The organism is Sphingobacterium sp. G1-14, from assembly GCF_002196555.1.
Taxonomy (GTDB): domain Bacteria; phylum Bacteroidota; class Bacteroidia; order Sphingobacteriales; family Sphingobacteriaceae; genus Sphingobacterium; species Sphingobacterium siyangense.
Genome location: NZ_CP021381.1, coordinates 1,165,692 through 1,189,841 on the forward strand (window position 1 = coordinate 1,165,692; position 24,150 = coordinate 1,189,841).

Annotated in this window: 16 protein-coding genes; 13 read left to right on the forward strand and 3 right to left on the reverse strand. The window is 40.7% G+C overall.

Annotated features, from left to right (window positions below):
- Nucleotides 1-29 precede the first annotated feature (29 nt).
- Entirely contained in the window at nucleotides 30-641 is a 612-nt protein-coding gene (locus tag CBM24_RS04970; RefSeq protein WP_088160379.1) for a zinc-ribbon domain-containing protein, read from the forward strand.
- 48 nt (nucleotides 642-689) lie between these two features.
- On the opposite strand, the gene CBM24_RS04975 is transcribed toward CBM24_RS04970, so the two are convergent.
- Entirely contained in the window at nucleotides 690-3,377 is a 2,688-nt protein-coding gene (locus CBM24_RS04975) for a carboxypeptidase-like regulatory domain-containing protein (RefSeq protein WP_088160380.1), read from the reverse strand.
- Nucleotides 3,378-3,672: 295 nt separating this feature from the next.
- Nucleotides 3,673-5,202, reverse strand: a complete 1,530-nt coding sequence (locus tag CBM24_RS04980) for a sulfatase (RefSeq protein WP_088160381.1) — start codon at nucleotides 5,200-5,202, stop codon at nucleotides 3,673-3,675.
- Between the two features lie 325 nt (nucleotides 5,203-5,527).
- Between CBM24_RS04980 and CBM24_RS04985 the strand changes: the two genes are divergently transcribed.
- The gene (locus CBM24_RS04985) at nucleotides 5,528-6,604 is read left to right on the forward strand and encodes a glycoside hydrolase family 27 protein (RefSeq protein ID WP_232475685.1); all 1,077 of its coding nucleotides are present in this window, start codon (nucleotides 5,528-5,530) and stop codon (nucleotides 6,602-6,604) included.
- Nucleotides 6,605-6,723: 119 nt separating this feature from the next.
- On the opposite strand, the gene CBM24_RS04990 is transcribed toward CBM24_RS04985, so the two are convergent.
- Complete coding sequence (locus tag CBM24_RS04990; protein WP_075991250.1) at nucleotides 6,724-7,452, reverse strand: FadR/GntR family transcriptional regulator; 729 nt, start codon at nucleotides 7,450-7,452, stop codon at nucleotides 6,724-6,726.
- Nucleotides 7,453-7,599: 147 nt separating this feature from the next.
- Here CBM24_RS04990 and CBM24_RS04995 point away from each other — a divergent pair, with 147 nt between their 5' ends.
- From CBM24_RS04995 to CBM24_RS05045, 11 genes are all read left to right on the forward strand, one after another.
- Nucleotides 7,600-10,887 carry a SusC/RagA family TonB-linked outer membrane protein gene (locus tag CBM24_RS04995; RefSeq protein WP_088160383.1) on the forward strand — a complete coding sequence of 1,096 codons (3,288 nt, stop codon included), beginning with the start codon at nucleotides 7,600-7,602 and terminating at the stop codon, nucleotides 10,885-10,887.
- Between the two features lie 9 nt (nucleotides 10,888-10,896).
- On the forward strand, nucleotides 10,897-12,462 hold the full coding sequence (locus CBM24_RS05000) for a RagB/SusD family nutrient uptake outer membrane protein (RefSeq protein ID WP_088160384.1): 1,566 nt from the start codon (nucleotides 10,897-10,899) through the stop codon (nucleotides 12,460-12,462).
- A 74-nt stretch (nucleotides 12,463-12,536) separates the two neighbouring features.
- The gene (locus CBM24_RS05005; RefSeq protein WP_088160385.1) at nucleotides 12,537-13,457 is read left to right on the forward strand and encodes a dihydrodipicolinate synthase family protein; all 921 of its coding nucleotides are present in this window, start codon (nucleotides 12,537-12,539) and stop codon (nucleotides 13,455-13,457) included.
- Nucleotides 13,458-13,546: 89 nt separating this feature from the next.
- Nucleotides 13,547-14,686, forward strand: a complete 1,140-nt coding sequence (locus tag CBM24_RS05010) for a hypothetical protein (RefSeq protein ID WP_088160386.1) — start codon at nucleotides 13,547-13,549, stop codon at nucleotides 14,684-14,686.
- Between the two features lie 51 nt (nucleotides 14,687-14,737).
- A complete protein-coding gene (locus CBM24_RS05015) occupies nucleotides 14,738-15,973 on the forward strand; it encodes an MFS transporter (RefSeq protein ID WP_088160387.1) in 1,236 nt (411 codons plus the stop codon).
- Between the two features lie 34 nt (nucleotides 15,974-16,007).
- Nucleotides 16,008-18,113, forward strand: coding sequence for a GDSL-type esterase/lipase family protein (locus CBM24_RS05020; RefSeq protein ID WP_198386039.1), 2,106 nt, complete (start codon nucleotides 16,008-16,010; stop codon nucleotides 18,111-18,113).
- 51 nt (nucleotides 18,114-18,164) lie between these two features.
- A complete protein-coding gene (locus CBM24_RS05025; protein ID WP_088160389.1) occupies nucleotides 18,165-19,385 on the forward strand; it encodes an AGE family epimerase/isomerase in 1,221 nt (406 codons plus the stop codon).
- A gap of 1 nt (nucleotide 19,386) precedes the next feature.
- On the forward strand, nucleotides 19,387-21,369 hold the full coding sequence (locus CBM24_RS05030) for a family 20 glycosylhydrolase (RefSeq protein WP_198386040.1): 1,983 nt from the start codon (nucleotides 19,387-19,389) through the stop codon (nucleotides 21,367-21,369).
- A gap of 73 nt (nucleotides 21,370-21,442) precedes the next feature.
- Nucleotides 21,443-22,600 carry a sialidase family protein gene (locus CBM24_RS05035; RefSeq protein WP_088160390.1) on the forward strand — a complete coding sequence of 386 codons (1,158 nt, stop codon included), beginning with the start codon at nucleotides 21,443-21,445 and terminating at the stop codon, nucleotides 22,598-22,600.
- A 169-nt stretch (nucleotides 22,601-22,769) separates the two neighbouring features.
- The gene (locus tag CBM24_RS05040) at nucleotides 22,770-23,522 is read left to right on the forward strand and encodes a glycoside hydrolase family 16 protein (RefSeq protein WP_088160391.1); all 753 of its coding nucleotides are present in this window, start codon (nucleotides 22,770-22,772) and stop codon (nucleotides 23,520-23,522) included.
- On the forward strand, nucleotides 23,494-24,039 hold the full coding sequence (locus CBM24_RS05045; RefSeq protein WP_088160392.1) for a carbohydrate binding domain-containing protein: 546 nt from the start codon (nucleotides 23,494-23,496) through the stop codon (nucleotides 24,037-24,039). Before CBM24_RS05040 ends, CBM24_RS05045 begins: the two co-directional genes overlap by 29 nt.
- Nucleotides 24,040-24,150 lie beyond the last annotated feature (111 nt).

A 24,150-nucleotide genomic window follows, 5' to 3' on the forward strand; every position in this document is an offset into this window, starting at 1 on the left:
CCATGATGGTAAATTAAAACGTTAACACGATGATTATTTTTGGCACAAGAACAAAAGTTTTAGCTAATAAATCGCAATCGGCAATCGGAAACTGCGATTATTGTGGCACAGTTCAATCCCTTTTTGTCTACAGGCAAATTAAATATTTCCATGTTTTTTGGATACCCATATTTCCCTATAGTTCGGAGGTCATAACCATTTGCAATCATTGCAAGAAGTTGAGTTACCAACGTGAAATCAACCCACAAACACGTCAGGCCATATCTTCGGGAGCTATCCGTAAAACACCTTTTGGATATTTTGCGGGCTTAGTTCTGATTGGGCTTTTTGTATCTGCTATTGTTATAGCAGGAATTTACGGTGCAAAAAAGAAGGAAAAATACCTGAAAGATCCAAAGGTTGGTGATGTGTATGAGGTTTCCTATACAAAAGATGGAAAAACAATGCGTACGCTTTATCGTATCGCGAATTTAACGACCGACTCTGTTACCTTTGACCTAAACGATTATGAAGCGGATAGCCGAAAGGGTCTACGCAAATTGCGCGAGCAACATACAGATAGCTATTCGGAAAAGCAACGTTTATCGCGTGCCGAACTTGAAGAAATGAAAAGTAGGATATCGAATATTGAAAGATTGTAATAATCATTTTTGTTGTTGCTATAAGCAAGGTTCAGCTCTTTACCGGATCTATTTCTTTGTTTTTATAATATTAAATTTATGGACATAGCCCAACATAAAATATTGTTTCAATGTAAGTGAATTCCCAAAATATGTTACGTTGCCTTGACTGCCCCAATAATTTTGGGTATTCTGATTCAATATATCAAAGCCGGTCAATTTTAGCTGTGAATTATTTTTAAAGGTATAATAGACTGACGCATTTAATATATGGTAGTTTTTTCTGCCGCTCAATCCGCTGGCCCGGTTATCTAAGGAGTATGTTGATTCTAGCGAAAATCCGTGGATTGGATTAATATTCAATCCTGCACCAATTTTACGGATTGAATAAGTTGATTCAATAAAGTCGGGGTTATCTTTTACCGAATTTATGTTCTTGTTCCAAGAATAGGTATACTGTGGTGATATCGTCACTAGGTTTTTCCACGTCGCGGAAAATTGTTGGCTGGCATTGATCCCTATATTGGTCCCTTTATTATCAACATCATTGATGGAACTATAATTTTCATAGGTATAGATACTGTTGTTTTGCGATAGATAGAATGACCAATTTTTGCTGGCTTTTAGGTTGTATCTCAGGTAAGTATAGGTACTATAGTTATATTTTGATCCAGCGAGAAACATCTGCGTGGTCATTTGTCCTGTATTGTTGTTTCGCCAACTACGGGACCCGATGCTGTTATTGACATAATTGATATTTCCATTTACATTAAACTGCAATTTCGAGGTATACTTATAGTATGATATACTGACATTCTGTTTTTCGATATTGTTGAATATAAAGGATGTCTTTCGTGTATACAATGGATTTAGATCCATGACGAGTTGCTGAATTCCGTAGAGTTCGGGAGACTCGAGATCTTTATACCAGCCGAGGTTTAGATCTTTATAACGGATATTAATATTAGGCAACCAGTAGCCTAAAGATGATTTCTCGGCAGAGTTGATTTTAAGTAAATCAAAATGATTTACCTTTACTTGATAGGCTGTTCCAAACTTTACGTTAAAATCTTTGGTGGGTCTCCAGTAAAATATAATACCCGTAATATAATCTTGGTATTTGTAACGATAGCTATTTTCATAAGGAGCTGCATGCATTTCTCCAGTGCTGTCGCGATTGATATATACACTTTCCTGTGGCCCTTGGCGGTTAGTGACATAGGTAAAGTAGTAGTCAAAGTTTAGTTTTTTAATTATTTTATTATAATAGGCTGCACTGAAATATAGGTTGTTGGAATTATTTTGTGTTCGGTTTTTATACCATAAACTAGTCCGCGGCTTAGCTGTATCATATATAAAGGTATTTTGAAAAGAGGTGTCGGTTTTTTCATTTGTATTGATGGAAATGGTATTTCTAAAAGATACGATGTGGTTTTTATTGAGTTGTTTTTCGATATAGAATCCATGTGAATAGTTCAGGGTATTTTCCTTATTTCCGCCCGTACCTGTTGCGTCATTTAGTTTTTTGAGATCCGTATAGGAGCGGTTCATTCCGAAGGTTGAATTGTTTTTTGAATTGATACCCAAATTCGGTGTAAATTCAAAATAGGCTGTTGTATCCATACGATGTCGGAGGAGGGTTTTGAGATTATGTCCTACAGATTTCTCCTGTTGCTGGTAATCGGATGTTGAATATTGTTTTTCCTGATCGTATAAAGAGATTTGATTGCCGGTATTTTGATTTTCGGCTTTATTATATTTCAGCATGTACATGATGTTCAACTTGGTCTTCTTTCCCCAGTCATTGTTGAGATTAAAGCCCAAGCCAATATCGTTGGCCTTACCCGAATAGTTCCTACCTCCAAAATTATCAAATCCATAGTTTTCGGCACGTCCAAGTCCAGCTTCTTGGTTCAATTCATTGTAATCAAAACTTTGGCGGTTAATGTTATTTCCGAAACCTAGGAAACTTAGCTGTAGTGTGTCTTTAAATGTATTGAATAAACCACCGGCCTCATACCTGCTGCGTGTACCCGCACTACCATAAAGTTTTCCAAAACTGGCCTTGAGAAAATCTTTCTTAAATTTTAGGTTAATCGTGATCGGCAGTTTATCTTCGTCTTCGTTCTCTTTTTTTGTTTCGCCCTTATCACGGTACACCTGTACTGTTTTGATAAGAGAAGCATCCAAATTTCGTGTGGCTATACGTACGTCACTCGAAAAGAAATCCTTGTCGTTTACTTTTACTTTGGAAACCTCTTTCCCTTGATAGTAAATAGAGCCATCCATATTAACCTGAAGACCAGGTAGTTCTTTGAGCAATTCCTCTACGTTGGCGTTGGGACGAGTTTTGAAGAAGTTGGTGTTATATTCTAACGTATCTTTATTCATCCATACGGGGGGAACAATATTGACGACTACTTCTTCGAGGCTTTTCGAGTCGAGCTTTAAGTGAGCGAAATCATAATTTTCTCCGTTAGGTATAGTAAATTCCTTACGAAAAGGATTTGCATTGACATGTGAAATAAAAAGCGTTAATGCGGTCCCTGTGGGAATTTTAACAAATTCAAATTTACCTTTTGTGTCAGTAAGGAGGTAGGAAACTACGGAAGAGTCTTTTGAATTGAGAATCGTTACAGTCGCTTTTTCTAACGGTTCAGCATTTTGAGCAAAAACAGTTCCGAGAACTTTGCCCTTCGATTGACCTATAACTATATTTGTAGTGAGTAATAAAATTAAAAACAAGTAAATTCTCATAAAATTAAGTACGTGTATCTTGGCTATAATGGTGATTAAAATGATTTTATGTAAATCATTTTAATAATACATTAAATAAATGAAAATTATACTATAAATGAAAATTTATTTATAAGACAATCGATTACGGATTCTATTTATTGCAATTTTTTTAAGATTATGTGTCTGCAAAACAACCTATTTACAATGACCCTATTGGACTTAACTATATAGGCAGCATTTCAATAAACATCTTGAAGGAACGTATAGCAATAAAAAAAGGGCATCCAATAGATCGGATACCCTGATGGCATCATTAGTCGATGTTGATTTTGTAAATAGCTTCTGCTTCTTTGTCATCAAATTGGCGCATTTGTGTGATCAGTTTCTTTTTCATTAGTTTGACGACGCTTTGATAGGCAGGATCCTTGTAAACATTATGGAGTTCATTGGGGTCCTTTTGGAGGTCAAAGAGTTCCCAATTTTCAATTCGTTTATAATAGCGGATCAATTTATAACGGTCATTACGAACACCAAAATGGGGGCTCACGGCATGTTCTCCATTTTCAAAATAATGATAGAAAAGATCTTTTCGATGTTCCTCTTTGTTATTTTTCAGGACATGTACAAAAGATTCACCTTGCATGTCTTTCGGTTTTTTGATAGCAGCTAACTCCAATAGCGTGGGAGCTATATCAGCGTTGACAATTTTGGCGTTTATGGTTGATTTTGAGCGTAATAGGGCTGGGTACCGCATGACCATTGGGGTACGAAAAGATTCCTCATACATCCAACGTTTGTCGAACCAACCATGCTCACCCATATAAAAACCTTGGTCTGAAAGATAGATTACAATTGTATTTTCACTGAGTGGTTTTTGATCCAGATAATCTAGTACTTTCCCTATATTGCGGTCCATAGATTGGGCAGTATTGAGATAATCAATCATATAACGTCTGAACTTCCATTCTGCAAGTTGCTTGCCCGTCAAATTACCTTGCTTTAGTTGTTCATAAATGGGCCGGTAATAGGCGATATAGCTATCCTTTTGAGCTTGGTTCATCCGCTTGAAGTTACCGTCGGCCATCATGTCTTCGAACGAATTGAACATTTTGAGATCGTAGCCCATTTTCATGTCCTTGTCAATGGACATTTCCTGCAATGCTGCTGCCGACCTACTTTGGTAATTGTCGTAGAAAGTAGCGGGTAAGGTGAAATTTACAGTATCGTAGGTGCCGAAGTCCTTTGGATCTGGCATCCAGGTACGGTGTGTGGCTTTATGACCGATGACTAGACAAAATGGCTTATCAGCGTCTACCGTATCGAGCCAATTAATAGCTTTTTCGGTTACGATATCAGATACATACCCTTCAGCGCGTTTGCGGCCCTCTTTGCTGATAAAATCTGGATTAAAATAGGTTCCCTGCCCAACAAGAATGTCATAATAGTTGAAACCCTGCAGTTTGTCTCCTAAGTGAATTTTACCCACCCAAGCGGTATTGTAACCTACGTTTTGCAGCTGTTTCACAAAAAGATCCTGACTAAAGTCGAATTCAGAAGTTTCATTGTCTTTGAATCCATTTTTATGGCTGTATTTACCCGTTAATAATGTCGCTCTGGATGGTCCGCAGATGGAATTGTTGACGAAGGCATTTTTAAATAGTGCACCCTGATCAGCGATGCGGTCTATTTGTGGTGTTTTCCCGTATTTCGAACCATAGGCACCGATTGCTTGATAGGCATGATCATCGGAAATAATGATGATGATATTAGGCTTTTTTTGTGCAGAAGCATTTTTATAGAGAAGTGTTGCGATTACGGCAAATAAAAAGATGCTGAGTTTCATTGTGTTTTTTGGTTTAAATTGAATGTATCAAGCTTTTTTAAGCTATGCTATTTGAAAATAGTGTAAATTTCACGATGGTGATAACGCTGACTAAGATAAGGATTATTATGTATTACATAAAATAATTGAGTGATTGAATTTACTTTTTCATATCATTGTCTCTATGTATTTTTGATGCAGATTAAAATAAAAACAAAGGATAGATCAGATCTTTTTTTATACTACAATTATGGGATTTAAGTTGTTATTTAAGGGTATACTTTTGAGGGCTTTAGTAGGCGCTTGGAGTCTAAAAGGGTTGTGTCAAGAGGCAAAACCACCAATAATGGGTTGGAGCAGCTGGAATAGCTTTCGGATCCATATTGATGAAAAGTTGATTCGGGAACAGGCAGATGCCATGGTCGCGACTGGCTTGCACGATGCGGGATACAGTTATGTCAATGTGGATGACGGGTATTTCGGGGGGCGTGACCAAGCGGGAAAACTTTACGAAGACCGTTCAAAATTTCCCGGTGGAATGCGGGCCCTATCCGATTATATTCATTCTAAGGGATTAAAAGCGGGATTGTATTCGGAAGGTGGAAAAAATACCTGTGGTTCTATCTGGGACAAAGACCCAAAAGGCATCGGGGTAGGGATGTATGGACATGAAGACCAAGACGCGCAGTTATTTTTTAAAGAGTGGAATTTTGATTTCATCAAAGTGGATTGGTGTGGTGGATTGGAAATGAAGCTAGATGATCGCGAACAATATACAAAAATAATAACGGCAGTGAAGGCTGTTCGCCTAGATGTAGGCTTTAATCTTTGCCGCTGGCAATTCCCGGGTGACTGGGCAATTAAACAAGTGGATTCCTGGCGTATCTCGCAAGATATACAACCAAATTTTGCTTCAGTGTTGCATATTATTGATCTCAATCGTAATCTTTATCCCTATAGCTCTCCGGGGCATTATAATGATATGGATATGCTTCAAGTGGGTAATGGAATGACTCATGAAGAGGATAAAACGCATTTCTCGATGTGGTGTATGTTGAATTCACCTTTGATGGCTGGAAACGACCTTCGGAAAATCTCGAAACAGACACTTTCTATATTGACTAACAAAGAGCTCATAGCTCTGAATCAGGATAAGGCTTTTAAACAAGCACAAGTCGTTCATAAAGCGGGTGAGGTAGAAGTCTGGAAAAAAGATCTGGCAGATCCAAAGCATAAAGCATTTGCAATTCTTAATCGGTCGGACAAAGAAACGATGTTTAAACTGGATATTAAAGCGCTGAATTTGTCTCCAAAAAATCGCGTCAGAGATTTATGGCTTCATCGCGATGAAGGAAACCTTGGTCAGAATACAAAATTCATTCTTCCTCCGCATGGAATCATTGTACTGTTGCTGTCTGAATAACAAAGTGTCAAATTGTACGATAACCAAGTAAAAGGATTAAGTGGAGATGCTTTAAAGAAAAAGCCCAATCATATGATTGGGCTTTTTTATAGTGTTGTAAATCAATCATGTTAAACAGATTATCCAATAGATTTCTTATATAAAAAGAGTCGCTGATAATGATTGTCAAGATGCTTGCGCATGGCATTTCGAAAAACCTCGGCATTGCCGACCTTCAATATATCAACTAGGCCTCGGTGTGAAATAAAGCTTTTCGATGAACTGGGACTAGTCAGTAAGCCGCTGCTATGGACATATTGAAAAACAGGTAACAGCATGTTCTGGAAATCTTTGAGAATCGTATTTCCAGTGATTTCATAAAGCTTACCGTGAAAGGCTACTTCAGTTTCAATGTCGAAAATTGTATTATCTGCATTTATAGGTTCCTTGGCAACGATCGCTTCCAGCTCCTCAATGTCTTTTTCCTGTATATGTTCAAAAAGAATATCCGCCATACCCACCTCCAGCACCATGCGCATTTCAAAAAGATCCTGTAAGGTCTTGTTTTCCATAATGGTTGGGTAAAGTGATTTGCGTAGCGGTTTTATGAGATCTGGACTTGTTAGAACGGCCCCACGATGTTTTTTTGATTCGATCAATCCGACCATACGTAACCGCAACATAGCTTCGCGAACTACTGTACGACTTACACCAAGGGTTTCGGCCAATTCAATTTCCTTAGGTAAAGCATCTCCAACCTTTAAGCCTTGGTTGACAAAAAGATTGATGATTTCTTTTTCAGCACGGTCTACTAGTGAAGAGGTATCAATTGTATTAAGATGTTCTATCAGCGAAGAATTCGGTTCCATATATATTACATATCGCGCATTAGGCGTATTAAGACAAAGATAATTAATAAAAGTGATTAATATGTTATACATAATTTGATTTAAATTTGTTTTTTACATTTAGTAATTTATATATTTGTATATATGTAATACTTAATACAAACCAATATGTATTCAAACCTAAAATTACGAACCCTTCTCACGCTGTCTGTTTTGATGGGCAATTTGCTTTTAGCCCAGGCACAAGACCATGCGGTGCGGGGAAAAATTACCGATGCAAAGACAGGGGAGTTGCTCGGCAACGTGACTGTAAAAGTCAAAGGATCCAACCAATCTTTGCAGACAAATGCTGATGGGACTTTCTCAATCAGTACCAATCCCAATACTATTTTAGTCATCACGTCTACGGGGTATAGACCATATGAAGTAAAAGTTGGACAATTAAATCAATTGGATATCAAACTCGAGTCCAAGGTTGAGCAAATGGATGAAGTTGTGGTGGTTGGATATGGAAAAATGAAAAAGGCGAATTTAACGGGGTCTGTTAGCAGCTTGGATAAAAAAGTGCTTGAAACTGGAGTTCGTTCGAACCCAGCTTCTGCTTTGGCGGGTACAATACCGGGTATTCGGGTCCAGCAAACTTCAGGAAGACCGGGAGCTGTACCCACAGTTGTGCTTCGTGGCGGAACTACCTATGGCGGCGGTGGTACCCCATTGGTCATTGTTGATGGGTTGATTAGAAATGGATTTAATGACATTAATCAAAATGATATCGAATCAATAGATGTCTTAAAAGATGCTTCTGCTACAGCTATTTATGGTGCTAGAGCTGCAAACGGTGTAATATTGATAACCACAAAAAGGGGAAAAGAAGGTGTTTCCAATATTACATTGTCGTCTAAAGTTGGTGTCAATAAATTGAACAACCCTTTTGATTTCCTGAGTGCCAAAGATTACTTAAACTGGAGTAGAAAAGGTGTTCAGGTATCGGGGCAATATCAACCGTCCCAGTTGAATCAATTGACGAGTGTGGGGCCCTTTGGTACGGGGAATAAATATAAGGATGATAAGGGAAATATCTTAGATGGCAATCTTACGAGCAATGCAGTGTGGAGTACCATGTTGCTCGATGATACCAATCGTGAATTGTTGCAACAGGGATGGCAGACTATGATTGATCCTGTAACAGGAAAAGAATTAATTTTTAAGGATTTTGACTATGCTAAATACGCACTTCGTGATGCTAGTTTGACGCAAGATTACAATATCGCATTGCAAGGTGGGAACGATAAAGGTAAATATTATGGAAGCGTGGGGAAATATAATGAGAAAGGGATGCCAATCAATACTTTTTATGATCGTACAACTTTTGTATTGAATGGTGAATATAAAGTTAAGCCTTGGCTACATTCATTATCAGGTGTGAATTTCGCGTATACAAAATGGCGTGACGCTATTAACGGAGAAGGAAACTATATGACGCGGGCATTGGGGGCTCCTCCAACAATGCGTGGTACGAACGCCAATGGTGATCTACTCGTTGGTCGAGATTATCAAGATGGGAATCCTGTGGTAAATGACGATAAGTTCATTCGTAAAAACCTAAATCAGAAGCTTACGCTTACCCAAGCTTTTACAATTAATTTTTTAGAGAACCTTAGCTTACGTGTAAGTGGTAACTGGTTTTTCAACCAATCTACTTCGGAGTCCTTTAATAGAGACTATCTAGCCAGCCCAGGAAATTATGTTCGCACAAGAAATTCCTCGGCTTCCTATGATAAAATATATAATCAAACCTATAATGCCGTTTTAAATTACAGAACTGAAATCGCGAGTTCGCATCATATCGACGCTATGTTGGGTTCTGAATTTTTTGATACTTATAACAATGGATTTACAGCGGCTGGAAGTGGGGCTCCCACAGACGACTTTATGGATCTTGGATTAACGAGTCCAGATGCCAATAAAAGAAGTATCGATTCATACCATGATCGACAACGTATCATGTCCTATTTTGGACGCGTAAACTATGACTATAAAGAAAAATACCTTTTGACATTGACTGCACGTAGAGATGGTTATTCGACATTGCTAAATAATCGATGGGGAACCTTTCCTGGAGTTTCAATCGGTTGGGCACTACATCATGAAGATTTCTTGAAGGATTATTTAGGGACTGATAAAATCGTAAATACGTTAAAATTACGCGCTAGTTATGGGGGAAATGGTAATGTCAGTGGAATCGGATCTTATACACTTCAAGGTTCATATGGCACAAACAAGTATGATGGGCAAGTGGGGTACACAATGTCTACGCTTTCAATTCCAAACCTCAAATGGGAAAGTCTGATTACAAAAGAAGTAGGACTTGAATCCAGAATCTTAAATAAGATTGATTTGAGTCTTGCCTATTATCATCGAACAACTAAAGATAAGATCGCAAGCCTATCATTACCATCTTCAGCCGGTTTTACCACAATTACGACCAACAATGGCGATATGCAGAATCAGGGAGTCGAGATTGGGGTGAATTATCAAATTCTACGGAGAAAAGACTGGGATTTGAGCTTTAACTGGAATACGGCCTACAATAAAAACAAAATCTTAAAACTACCATTTAATGGTGTTGAAAATAACAGGCAAGGCGGTTTACAGGTTTATGATCCAAAATCCAAAGAACTCGTTTGGGTAGGGGGGAATCAGGAGGGACAAGACCCGAATGTTGCTTATGCTTATGAAGCCATCGGGATCATTCGGACAAAAGAACAGTTGGATAGCTATGCCTTGCAATTGAAGGATCTGATCGGTGCGCGTACATTGGTACATCCTGATGTCTATAATGCGATGTCCAGCAGTGAGAAGAATTTATACTATCCATTAGCTTTAGGCGATGTTATGTGGAAGGATGTAAATGGGGATGGTATAATCAATTCTTATGATAGGGTGTATATGGGAAATACAGTACCGAGATGGACGGGCGGTTTTGGGGCTGCTTTACGCTGGAAGAATATTAGTTTGAGTACCCGTTTTGATTATGCATTGGGATATGTTGCTTATGATGGACCGAGAGCTTGGTTTCTTGGAATGATGCAGGGAACATTCAATACGACAACAAGTGTATTTGATACATGGACACCTGAAAATCCAAACGCAAAATATCCGACTTATTATTGGGCTGATCAATTATTTAAAAATAATACCAGTCGGGAAAGTAGTATGTTTTATAATAAGGGGAATTATCTGGCATTTAGAGAGATCAATGTGTCTTATCGATTGCCAAAATCCATTGCTAACCGATTAAAAATGGAAGATTTAAGCATCTCCGCGACAGGCCAAAACTTACACTATTGGTCAAAAAATACGTTGTTCTCCCCTGAAAGTGGAAGTGTTGGGCAAAATGGCGGTGGGTACCCTCTTCCTAAAACATTTATACTTGGGCTTCAATTAACATTTTAATTCCAAATTATGAAAAAGATATTTATATATATAGGTCTTGTAGTTTTTCTGTTTTCTTCTTGTAAAGAAATTGACCTAGACCTTAGTCCCGAGGATTACTTTGCCAGTGGGAGTTTCTGGAAAAGCAATGAGCAGGTCGCTGGAGCCATGCTGGGGCTTCATACTCAATTGCGTGGCCAACAGCAAAACCTATGGAATTTGGGTGAACTGCGTGGGGGAACCTTAAGAGATGGTACCAGTTTTACAGGAACAGCATCATTGAACTCAGCAGGGATAATTACACAGGATATTCGTGAAAGTTCTCCTGGCATATCGGGCTGGGCTGGATTGTACGCGCCAATTTTTCAGGTTAATAATTTTATTTATCAGGTAGAGAAAGCTGATTATTTGACAGATGTGCAAAAGGGCTATTATTTGGGGCAAGCCTACGGACTGCGTGCTTTTTATTATTTCTATCTGTTTAGAACCTATGGCCGGGTGCCTTTGGTGACAGAACCACAAGCCGCAATTAATACCCCGACCTCAGCGGAAGAGGCATACAAAGCGCGAACAGAAACGGAAAAAGAAACCTTAGACTTTATCAAATCGGAAGTTGATAAATCGGAAAAATCGTTTTCAGGAAATTATGAGACTAAAAATCAAAAAGCACAATGGTCTTTGGCAGCAACAAAAATGTTGAAAACAGAGGTGTACTTATGGTCGGCCAAAGTTGATATGGATGGAAAGGCCCCAGAGAATAGTCTTGCGGAATTAAAACTCGCGAAAGCCGCGATAGAAGAAGTAATTCCTAAATATACGCTCGTCAGCAATTTTGCAGAAGCCTTTAAATCTGCCAGTGTACCAGCGATGAAAGGTAATTCTGAGATGATCTTTGTACTTCGTTACCTAAATGGAGAAGCAACTTCATTTTTCAGTAATTTCATTTATGCAGCAAGTGATGATATTACTGGTTATGTAGATGATAATGGACTGGCAATTCCAAAAGATCCTCTTCAGACCGGGGCTACAGGTTTGATCCGTTATGAGTATAAAATGGATCTCTATAGATTGTATGAAAAAGCTGATACAAGGGCAAATGCAACATTTCTGAATTTTAATAAAGGAAATACATCTGCAGTAGTATTTAGAAAATTCTTGGGAACTTTGATAGACGGTGTTCGTAACTATACCGATGATTATCCTGTTTATCGCTTATCCGAAGCTTATCTATTGTTGGCGGAAATTAAGAATAAATTGGGCGAGGATCCAACTGCTGAAATCATGGCTGTGCGTAACCGCGCCTATGCTGGAAAAGCGCCTTTGTTTATAAATGGCAGTTTTGAGGCAAACGAATTAGCGATCTTCTATGAACGTACGAAAGAATTTGTGTCCGAGGGCAAGCGATGGTTCGATTTGCGACGCATGCAGGATGTCACTGGAAAGCCTTTGTTATTTCGTAAAGATTTAAACTTAGTCGGCGTATTGAACAACATTGATGGTCAGAAGCATAAAATCTTATGGCCAATAGACTTGGGGACACTTACTGCAGATCCTAAATTAAATGATCAGCAAAATCCGGGTTACAAGGGAACCTAAAAACGAATAGCCTGTCTCAACGCTATGCGAGGATCTGAGGCAGGATATTGTTAACTATTTATATAAAATACCATATGCTAGACCAAAAAATCTCAGGATTAATTGCAGCGCCATTTACTCCTTTCGATGAAAACGGAGAATTGAATCTTGAGCTGATTCCGCAATACTATGCGATGTTAAAGCGCAATCGGGTAACGGGTGCCTTTATTTGTGGCTCTACCGGAGAAGGGGTGTCGTTGACTTTTGAGGAAAAAGTTGCGGTCATGACTGCTTGGGCCAGATTAACGAAAGAGGATAATGCATTTACACTCATGATGCTTCTTGGCGGAACGAATATCAAAGAATGCCAACAATTGGCTAGGCTGGCCGAGCAAGCAGGGGTAGATGTTGTTTCATTTACTTCACCATCTTATTTCAAACCTGCTAATGTGGAACAATTGGCAAAATGTTGTGTCGAAATTGCTAGTGCAGCCCCGAATACGGCTTTCTATTATTATCATATCCCGGTATTGACCGGTGGAAACTTCCAGATGATCGACCTGTTGAAGAAAATTGATGGCGTAATACCAAATTTTAAGGGAATCAAATATACGCACGAAGATTTTATGGATTTTCTAAGCTGTCTGAATTATGCAGATCGGAAGTATGATATGTTATGGGGAAGAGATGAGAATATGCTGTCCGCTTTGGTATTGGGTAACAAAGGAGCTGTCGGAAGTACCTATAACTACGCTGCACCTTTATATCTTGAACTTATCGAGGCTTATGACCGGGGAGATCTTGAAAAAGCTAATGCTTTGCAGCAGCAATCTATCGATATGATCACATTGTTAGGAAAGTATGGTGGTATTTCAGTAGGAAAATCGTATATGAAATTGATTGGCCTTGACTGCGGAGCATTTAGACTACCCGTAAAGAATATTTCTGCGGAGCAATTTGAACTCTTTAAGAGTGATGTGAACAAACTTAATTTTCAGACGTTTTGTGCACAGTAAAATAGATCTCCCTCTCGAGATGGGTATCATGAGTGCTTACATCGAGAGGGAAATTACAGGCTGAACTGTAGGTTCAAGAATAAATAGATATGACAAAACAACATTGGATGGGAGTTATTGTGGGAATACTGTTTACAGGTGCTGTTCATGCACAGGGTGGTCGATTGGAATGGCATAAAGGCATTACATTGCCAGCTATGCAAGATGGAAAGGGGCATATTGGTATGGCAGGACCAATAGCTGGTGTCACAGGCGATTGTCTCCTGGTTGCTGGTGGGGCGAATTTCCCGCATTTACCCCCTTGGGAAGGTGGGGCGAAAGAGATCCAAAAAGATGTTTTTATTTACGGAAAAAAAGGGGGACGACTGAGCTTAATAGCCCAGGACAGTCTTCCTATAGCGGTTGCTTATGGTGCCAGCCTAAGTCTACCCGATGGATTGCTGGTTATCGGTGGAGAGACTCCTGATGGAAAAACAGCCGCCTGTAGAATGATTAAATATGATGGCTCTACCAAGAAAATTACGGTGTCAGACTTTCCGAACCTCCCATTTCCATTGGCTAATATGGGAGCGGTAGTTCATGGAAATAAACTTTTTATTGCCGGTGGTGAAAGGCCTGATGCTGTATCGGATCAAGTGTTAAAATTGGATTTAGCACATCTTGAAAAAGGATGGGTCTGTGTGGGGAAATTACCCTATGCAGTCTCCCATTTGCAATTGTTGTCTGATAGTCAAAATGGCCTTTATCTGCTTGGTGGAAGAAAGGCTCATCCAGAGAGCCCTTCAACATTATACCATGAACTGTGGTGCTCAACCGATGGTGGTAGTACTTGGTCCAAACGGACCGACATTCCTTTCCCTGCTGCAGCAGGAACAGCTTGTGTATTGCCCGACCAAGGAATATGGTTGTTGAGTGCAGATCGGGGCAATACCTTTCATCAGGTGGAAGCGCTGATCTTTGATGCTAAAAAGGAAACAAATCCATCACGGCGACAGAAATTGATTGATGCCAAGAATAAATTGCAAATCAATCATCCCGGTTTTGGCAGAGCAGTATGGCGTTATGATCTGAAATCGGCGGAATGGAAGCGGATGGGGGATTTGCCGTCGGATGGACCTGTAACCACGACAGCTGTTGTTTGGGGCGACATGATCATCTTGCCCAGTGGCGAAATTAAGGCAGGCGTTCGTACTCCGGAGATTTTAGTAGCCACATTTTCTAAGAAATAGGATTGAAAAAATAAGATATAAAGAACTCAATATAAACCTGATAAACTTGAAATGATCTCTTCTTTACGACATAAATCTTTTTACCCATGGCTCGTTGTAGCCCTCCTTTGGGGGGTAGCTCTGCTGAATTATATGGATCGGCAGATGCTATCAACTATGCGTGAAGCCATGCAGGTCGATATTCCACAGCTGCAGCGTGCCGAGACTTTTGGTGTATTGATGGCCGTTTTTCTTTACATCTATGGTATCATGAGTCCTATAGCCGGTATCGTTGCCGATCGCAGCAATAGAAAATGGCTGATCGTAGGCAGTCTTTTTGTGTGGTCGGCCGTAACGTATGGCATGGGGATGGCGCACGATTATGCAACGCTATTGGTTTTACGGGCAATTATGGGATTTAGTGAAGCATTGTATATCCCGACAGCTCTTTCGCTGATCGCCGATTACCATACCGGAAAAAATCGATCGTTAGCCATTGGGGTACATATGACAGGGCTCTATACAGGTCAGGCCTTGGGCGGTTTTGGTGCAACTTTGGCCGCTTCAAAAGGATGGCATACCGCTTTTCATTGGTTTGGAATTATCGGAATATGTTATGCGGTCCTATTAGCGATCTTGCTTGTGGAGAAAAAACATGAGCCATCCCTCGAGGAGCCTGCTTCGGAAGGGCGATTGTCTCTTCCCAAAAGTTTATTGCTGCTATTTTCCAATGTGGCATTCTGGATTCTATTATTTTATTTTGCGGCTCCAAGCTTACCTGGTTGGGCCATCAAAAATTGGTTGCCAACCTTGTTTGCCGATAGCCTGAATATTCCAATGGCCAAAGCTGGTCCATTGTCTACCATCACAATCGCGATCTCATCCTTTATTGGAGTTATCGTCGGCGGAATACTAAGTGACCGATGGGTACAAAAGCATATCCGCGGCCGCATTTATACCAGTGCAATTGGACTTGGATTAACCATACCAGCTTTATTGTTTTTGGGATTAGGCCAGACCTTACCTGCGGTGGTTGGAGCCGCAGTCTGTTTTGGAATTGGATTCGGCATATTCGATGCCAACAATATGCCTATCCTATGTCAGGTTGTTCCTAAAAATTTGCGCGCAACCGCTTATGGTTTTATGAATATGGTGGGCGTGTTTGCTGGAGCAGTAATTACGCAATGGTTAGGGAAATTTAAGGATGAAGGTCATTTTGGGTTAGGCTTTGCACTATTAGGGGCAGCGGTACTGCTAGCGCTACTCTTGCAACTCCTGTTTCTCAAACCCAAAACAACGGAGAAGTAATCGCTTTTATTTCCTGAATGAATAGATGATGAAAATGAAATCCTTAATCAGCACGCTGCATACCTATATTTCAAAAAAAGGAGGCCTACTTTTAGGTTTGATGGTCTCCATCTCCATTTCAGTGGGACAACCCCGGACAAAAGTAGCTTGTATCGGTAACTCTGTAACCTTTGGTTATAGGCTCGGAAATCCTACAGAGGACTCTTATCCGAGCCAGCTTCAAGCTTTGCTGGGTCAGCGGTTTGAAGTGAGGAATTTTGGTCATTCAGGGGCCACACTTTTACGTAAGGGGCATAGACCTTATTATAAAACGGAAGAATACAGAGAAGCCTTGGATTATAAACCTGATGTTGCCATTATACACCTGGGACTCAATGATACTGATCCGAGAAACTGGCCAAATTATAAGAACTCCTTTGCATCGGATTACGCGACTCTGATTGACTCCATACGATCCGTTAATCCCAAAGCACAAATTTACATCTGTCGATTGACTCCTATTTTTAGTGGTCATCCGCGCTTCTTATCCGGGACACGCGATTGGTATGATCAAATTCAGGTGCTTATACCGCAGATAGCAAAAAATAACCAAGTGGGACTGATCGATCTGAACAGCCCACTGCGGTATCGGATTGATCTTTTTGACGATTACTTGCATCCGAACAGGGAAGGAGCTGCATTGATTGCTGAACAGGTCGCGCATGTATTGATCCCTGTTCTCCAAGATTTGCAAGTGGCCGAAACCATCGGTTCGGATATGGTGCTCCAGCGTAATTGGGAAAATAGCATCTATGGTAAAGGTACTGCCGCCGATGTGATCACTCTTGCATTTAATAAGAAAAACTATAAGACCCAAGTCAATCCCGAAGGCTTCTGGGAAATAAAGTTGCCTAAAATGGAAGCCGGAGGACCTTATGAAATAACAGTGCGTTCGGGCAAGCAGAAAATAGTGTTGAAAAATATTCTTTTTGGCGATGTATACCTTGCTTCGGGACAATCAAATATGGCTTTTCAACTTCGTGGAGCCACAAAGGGCGAAGAGCTGATCAAAGATGCACCGCACTTAAAGAATGTGCGCCTTTTTAAATGCCGCAGCCTTGTGGAGACCAATGCTGTTGCATGGGATACCGCGACCTTAAGGAAAGTAAACGATTTGTCCTTTTTCAGCGGTGCCTGGCGGCAAGCTACCGGGGCGGAGGCCGCGCAATTCTCAGCTGTTGCTTATTCATTTGCCCAGCAGATCGCCAGCGAACAGCATATTCCCATTGGTATTATTGATCTATCGGTAGGTGGGTCTAATACCGAATCATGGATTGATCGAAAATCATTGGAAAACGACGATTTGCTTGCCTCTTATATTCACAACTGGCAAAAATCAGATTTCCTGCAGGATTTCTGCCGTGAGCGCGCCAGTCAAAATCTAGCAGTTTCAAAGGTGAAAAATCAACGCCATCCGTATCAACCAGCTTACAATTTTGAAGCGGGTGTCAGCAAATGGTTGAGCACAGGATTGAAAGGTATACTGTGGTATCAAGGTGAGAGCAATGCGCATAACATAGAACTTCACGAACGTCTTTTTAAAACATTGATTTCCTCCTGGCGGAAGAGTTTTCACCAAGATCTACCTTTTTTCTTTGTTCAGCTCACAAGTATAGATAGACCTTCATGGGGTGATTTTAGAAACTCACAACGCTTACTGGAGAAAGCCATTGCTGGTACATACATGGCCGTAACGATCGATGTAGGTGATTCTTTGGATGTACATCCCCGTGAAAAGATTGTGGTAGGCCGAAGGTTGGCAAATTTAGTGCGTAAACATGTATATGGTGTTGAATTGAATGCAGATCATCCTGATCTGGTCAGGTATGCGCTTCGCGATGATAAGCTGTTATTGACATTTGATCATTGTATAAAATTAATAACCCCAGGGAATGCGCCTGTGAAAGGTTTTCAGGTAATGGACAATAAGGGGAAAATTTCTGATGTAAATGCAAATATCCTATCGGGCAATGTCGTCCAAATCGTTAAGCCGAATTTCCAATTCACCAAAATCCTGTATGGATATGAACCTTTTAGCAGGGCAAATCTTCAAAATGAAATTGGAACGCCAGTGTCCACTTTTGATTTGACGATCAACTAAACATAAGACGATCAACTAAACATAAATAAATTGACTCAAAAACTAGAACAGATGAAACAGACAAGTATAAAAGATACCGCAAATATAATAGACACTGATTACTTGAAGGAGTTGGAAGTTTTTTATCGTGATCAGCTTTTAAAAGACACTGTACCATTTTGGTTTCCACGATCGATTGACCATGAATGTGGCGGCTATCTATTTATGCGTGATCATGATGGGGATTTGATTGATACAGATAAAGCCGTGTGGATACAGGGAAGGGCATGCTGGTTGCTGGCCACACTTTACAATACGGTTGAGCAAAAAGAGGAATGGCTGGAAGGGGCCCGGATAGGCTATGAATTTTTGAAGAAACATTGTTTTGATGCAAACGGCAAAATGTATTTTCATGTAGACCGCATCGGTAACCCAATTCGTATGCGTCGTTATTTCTTTTCGGAGACTTTTGCGGCAATCGCCTTTGCAGCCTATGCAAAAGCGACGGGAGATGCCGGTATTGCTGCGGAAGCACATGAGCTGTTTGGAATTTGTCTGGCTTATGCACAGGGAGAAAGATTGGTGGAACCAAAATACGAACAGACCAGGCCAATGAAAGGGATCGGTGTGCCGATGATTATGATCAATACCGCACAGCAAATTCGCGAAACAATTGGAGATCCACGCTGTGATTTCGTTATCAGTAATTTTATCGCGCAGATAGAACGTGATTTTGTAAAAGATGATATCCGCTGTGTGATGGAACAAGTGGGACCTGAAGGTGAAATTGTTGATCATATTGACGGGCGCACACTCAACCCCGGACATGCCATCGAAGGAGCGTGGTTTATCTTGCATGAAGCGAAATATCGGGCGAACGATCCGCATCTGATTGAACTGGGCTGTCGTATGCTCGATTATATGTGGGAGCGCGGCTGGGATAAAGAATATGGTGGTATACTGTACTTTCGGGATGTCTATGGAAAGCCGGTACAAGAATATTGGCAGGATATGAAGTTTTGGTGGCCGCAGAATGAAACTATTATAGCAACATTACTCGCTTACCTAATGACCGGAAATGAGAAATATAAAAGTTGGCATCAGCAGATCAATCAGTATGCCTATGATCATTTTCATGATAAAATCAATGGTGAATGGTATGGCTATCTGCATCGTGATGGGAAGATTGCGCAGACGGCAAAAGGTAATTTATTTAAAGGACCATTCCATCTTCCTCGTCAAGAGTGGTATTGTATGCAAATACTACAGGAATTTAATACGATTAAGGGATAACATGATGCGACAAACTGTAGCGACAACTAAGTTCCTCCAAAGGCTGATGATGATTGTCATGATGATCTTTCCGCTATATGGTATGTCCGAAACTATCAGACCTTTGCTTCCCATGCCGCAGTCTGTTACCTGGAAAACCGGGTATTACCAGCTCAAACAAGTGGTCTGCGTACGCACCAAAGGAGATGTGTCAACTACAGATAGACAGACTTTGACAGCACTGCTAAGCGATTGGGATGTAAGGCGCATAGACTTCGATAGCAAAGAAAATATAGCTATAACGATTAGTTGCAATAAAGAAATGAAACTTCCCTTGTCTTCTTTGGAAGGCTATCGCATTGTTATAGATAAAAGGGGAGTAAACATTGAAGCCCGAGCGAGTAAAGGGGTTTTCTATGCCCTGCAAACTTTGCGTCAACTGGGAGGCAGCGATGGTAAGTTGCCGTATTGCGTCATTACAGATTATCCATCTTTTCGTTGGCGTGGCTACTTGGTAGACGTGGGAAGAAATTTTCAGTCTATGCAGGTGTTGAAGGAGCAGATCGATATGATGGCGCGGTATAAGCTGAATATTTTTCACTTTCATTTCACCGAGGATATTGCTTGGCGACTGATCAGTAAAAAATATCCCGGTTTGACCGACTCTGCAAATATGGAGCGTTGGAAGGGAAAGTATTATACAGTCGACGATATGCAGCAGCTGATCCAGTATTGTCATGATCGCCATATTCAGCTCGTACCCGAAATTGATATGCCAGGGCATTCCGCAGCATTTCGCCGTTCTTTTAAAACCGATATGCAGAGCGATAGCGGCATAGCGATCATCAAAGAACTAGTGAAGGAATTTGCGACCACCTATCCCGGGCTACCTTATCTGCATATTGGGGGGGATGAGGTGAAAATTCACAACCAAACATTTTTGCCGATGATGACAAAATGGACGGAGGACTTAGGTCTAAAAACCATCGGCTGGGAGCCTGGTGGTAATTTGCAGGCACACACAATCCGCCAGCTTTGGATGGGTGGACCACAGGCTATTACCAATGACTCACCTTTTGAAGTGATTGATTCAAAGCATTTGTATATCAATCATATGGATCCTTTGGAAACGGTGACGACCTTGTTCTATAGGGAATTAGGTGGTCAATCGTCAGAAAATGAAAAGTTAATGGGTGCGACGTTATGTTCCTGGCCCGATCGTGCAGTCCATCATGAACGTGATGTATTCCATCAGAATGCAGTTTACCCGGCTTTGCTGACTTTTGCGGAACGAAGCTGGCGAGGAGGAGGAGATTTTGAATGGCGTAGTAATATTAAAACGGATGTAAAGGGATTAACGCAATTTGCTGAATTTGAAAAGCGTTTGCTCCAACATAAAAGATTGTATTTTAAAGATTTTATTTTTCCGTATTACGCACAAAGTGGGCAAAAATGGATGTTGTATGGGCCTGTGGAAAATAAGGGTGATCTGAGCATGGTCTTAAAAAATGAAGCGACAGGAAAATTTACCAATTTAAAAAAGATCGGTGAGTTTTATGGTGGAACTATCGTATTACGCCATTGGTGGGCTGATGTCGTAAAAGGGGCTATTGATCGGCCGCTTGAAAATAGTACCGTATATGCTGTGAGCAAAGTATGGAGTGAAAGAGGGGGAAACCAAAGTTTTTGGATCGGTTTTAACGACCTCTCCCGTTCATATGCCAGTGATTCACCAAATTTGGGAACCTGGGACGATAGAATGAGCAAAATTTGGGTGAACGGGCGTGAAGTGCTTCCACCGAATTGGCAACATGCTGGCCAAAAAGGAAATTTGGAGCTCCCATTGGTTGATGAAGGTTACAGCTACCGAAGTCCAAGCATTATTCTGCTGGAGGAAGGCTGGAATACAGTTGTGGTGAAACTTCCTGTGGGAAAATTAAATGGGAAAGATTGGCAAAATCCACTAAAATGGATGTTTACTTGCCTACCGATTGAAAGGGAGTAATAAATAACCGATCGCATTGTATTAACACAGATGCATTTTTTTAAATAGAATTAACAATAAAACTTATATAGATATGAAGAAATTAGGGACAATGTTGGTATTTGCACTGTTGGCAGGAATTTGCCACGCTCAGGAAGTGAGTGTATTTGTTTCAGGCGAAGATGGCTATAAAAGCTACCGCATACCTGCTATTGTAAAGGATAGAAGTGGACAGTTAATTGCTTTTGCAGAAGGTAGGGTGGATCATGCCGGCGATTTTGGTAATGTAGATATTGTTTATAAAATTAGTCAGGATAATGGAAAAACATGGGGCCCATTGCAAGTTGCTGTTGACAATGATAATTTGCAGGTCGGAAATCCAGCTCCGGTAGTGGATCTATTGGATCCAGCATATCCGAAAGGACGCCTGTTTCTTTTTTATAATACGGGTAATAATCATGAGGGAGAAGTCCGTAAAGGAAATGGTTTGCGAGAATGTTGGTCAATTAGTTCGACCGACGGTGGTAAGACCTGGTCTAATCCAGAAAACATAACGCTTGAGACGCATCGTCCTAATCAATCATCCGTAAATGCACAATATATTTTTAAGGAAGACTGGCGGACTTATGCAAATACGCCCGGACATGCTTTGCAATTTGATTCTGGTAAGTTTAGAGGACGTATTTATATTCCTGCTAACCATTCTGAAGGAAATCCGAAAGAAAATGGCAAGGACTATTTTGCGCATTCGTATTACTCGGACGATCATGGAAAGACATTCAAGATAGGGGCAAGCGTGAAATTTGAGGGATCAAATGAAACAATGGCCGCACAGGTTTCCAACACAGGACTGTATATGAATTCCCGTAATCAGCAAGGTAATGTAAAATCGAGAATTGTATCCTATTCCGGTGATGGTGGCGCTACTTGGGATACAACCTATTATGATAAAAACTTACCCGATCCGGTCAACCAGGGTTCAGTGCTTTCCTGGCAAAAGAAAGGAAAATATATATTGGCTGTGTGTAATGCTGCATCAACCAATAGAAGAGACAATCTAACCGTTCGATTAAGTAATGATCAGGGCAAAACATGGTATTTTAATCAGGTTGTGGCCAAAGCGCCGGAGGGTGTGAAAGGGGATTATGCCGCTTATTCCGATTTAGTACTTTTAAATAAAAATAAACTCGGCGTTTTATTTGAAAAAGAAAATTACAGCAAAATTGTCTTTTTGCCCGTAAATTTTAAGTAATCGGGCACATTGTGGTATCGATATAATATGCATTTTCTTTCATTTCTTCCTTTTGGTTAAAACAGGAAGGAATGAAAGAAAAAAATGAATCTTCGATTATTAGGCAGCTTGCTCCACAAGCTGTCAAATAACGATATAAACTTAAATAGAACCAATAATCCAAAACTAAATGAGAAAAACCAAATTTTGGCTGGTGCTGAGCCTAATCGCAACTAGCCTGTCTATTTTTGCCTGCAAAAAAGACTCTACAGCAACAAAAAATCCGATTCCGGAAGTAAGTAAGGCGAAGGCCTCGACTAAGCTATTAAATGCGACTACCGTAGCGACAACAGATTACGAATTGATCTGGTCGGATGAGTTTAATAGTAGTGGGGGATTTGATTCCACAAAATGGTCTTATGCTGACAGGGGCACTGTCGCATGGAATAAGTATATGACCTCCTTGCCGGCTTATGCATCCCAAGATGGGAGCAATCTCGTATTGCGTATGGATAATGCCGTTGTAGCCGGAGATCCTGTTGCCTATCATGCTGGAGGAGTTAAGTCGATGGGGAAATTTAGTATGACTTATGGAAAAGTTGAAGTGAGGGCTAAATTTACACAAGGAAGAGGTTCATGGCCTGCTATTTGGATGATGCCCGAACCAGCTACAGCGTACGGCGGCTGGCCTAGCTGTGGTGAAATTGACATTATGGAGCATGTCAACAACGAAAGTGTGATGTACCATACGATCCATAATGGCTCAGTTACCAATGCAAATGGTGGGAGCACAGCATCGAAATCTGCCACCTATAATACGACAGATTACAACCTATATACGATGATCTGGAGTCCGAACGACATTCGATTTTACGTCAACAATGTAATACAGTATACTTACGCAAGAGTTTCCGGTGGGGGGGACACAGCAATGGCCATTTGATGTTCCTTTTTATCTGATTCTGAATCAGGCCGGTGGAGCGGGATGGCCAGGGGCGATCACAAATGCTGACTTACCCTTTAGTATGCAGGTGGATTACGTACGTGTATATAAGCTGCCTTTATTTAGTAATGGCGATTTCGAAAGCGGTGTCATCTATCCATGGACAACATGGGGCGGTGGATCATCGGTTGTTTCCACCGATGCCCGGACAGGAACCAAATGCATCCGCGAAACAGGCGGAGAGACATCCATTGAACAATACCTGACCGGTTTAACGCCAAATACGACCTATCGGTTCGGTGGCTACGCCAAAGTATCTGCAGCTGGCCAATCGGTCAGTATTGGTGTCAAAAATTATGGGGGAACTGCGGTCGATGCGACTATAGGTACGACCAGCTACTCCAATAATTCGGTAACTTTTACAACTGGAGCCAATAATACTACTGCTACGGTCTATTTCTATAAACCCTTGAGCGGTACGGTGTATGGTGATGATTTCTATTTGGAAAAATTGTAAAACACCGTAGTTAGAAGAGCAGCGGTTTAGTTCAACCGCTGCTCTTTTAGCAATACTGCGTGATGACGAGGGCCTCGGTCCTCATTGAGGATGTCGATATAAACTTCATAA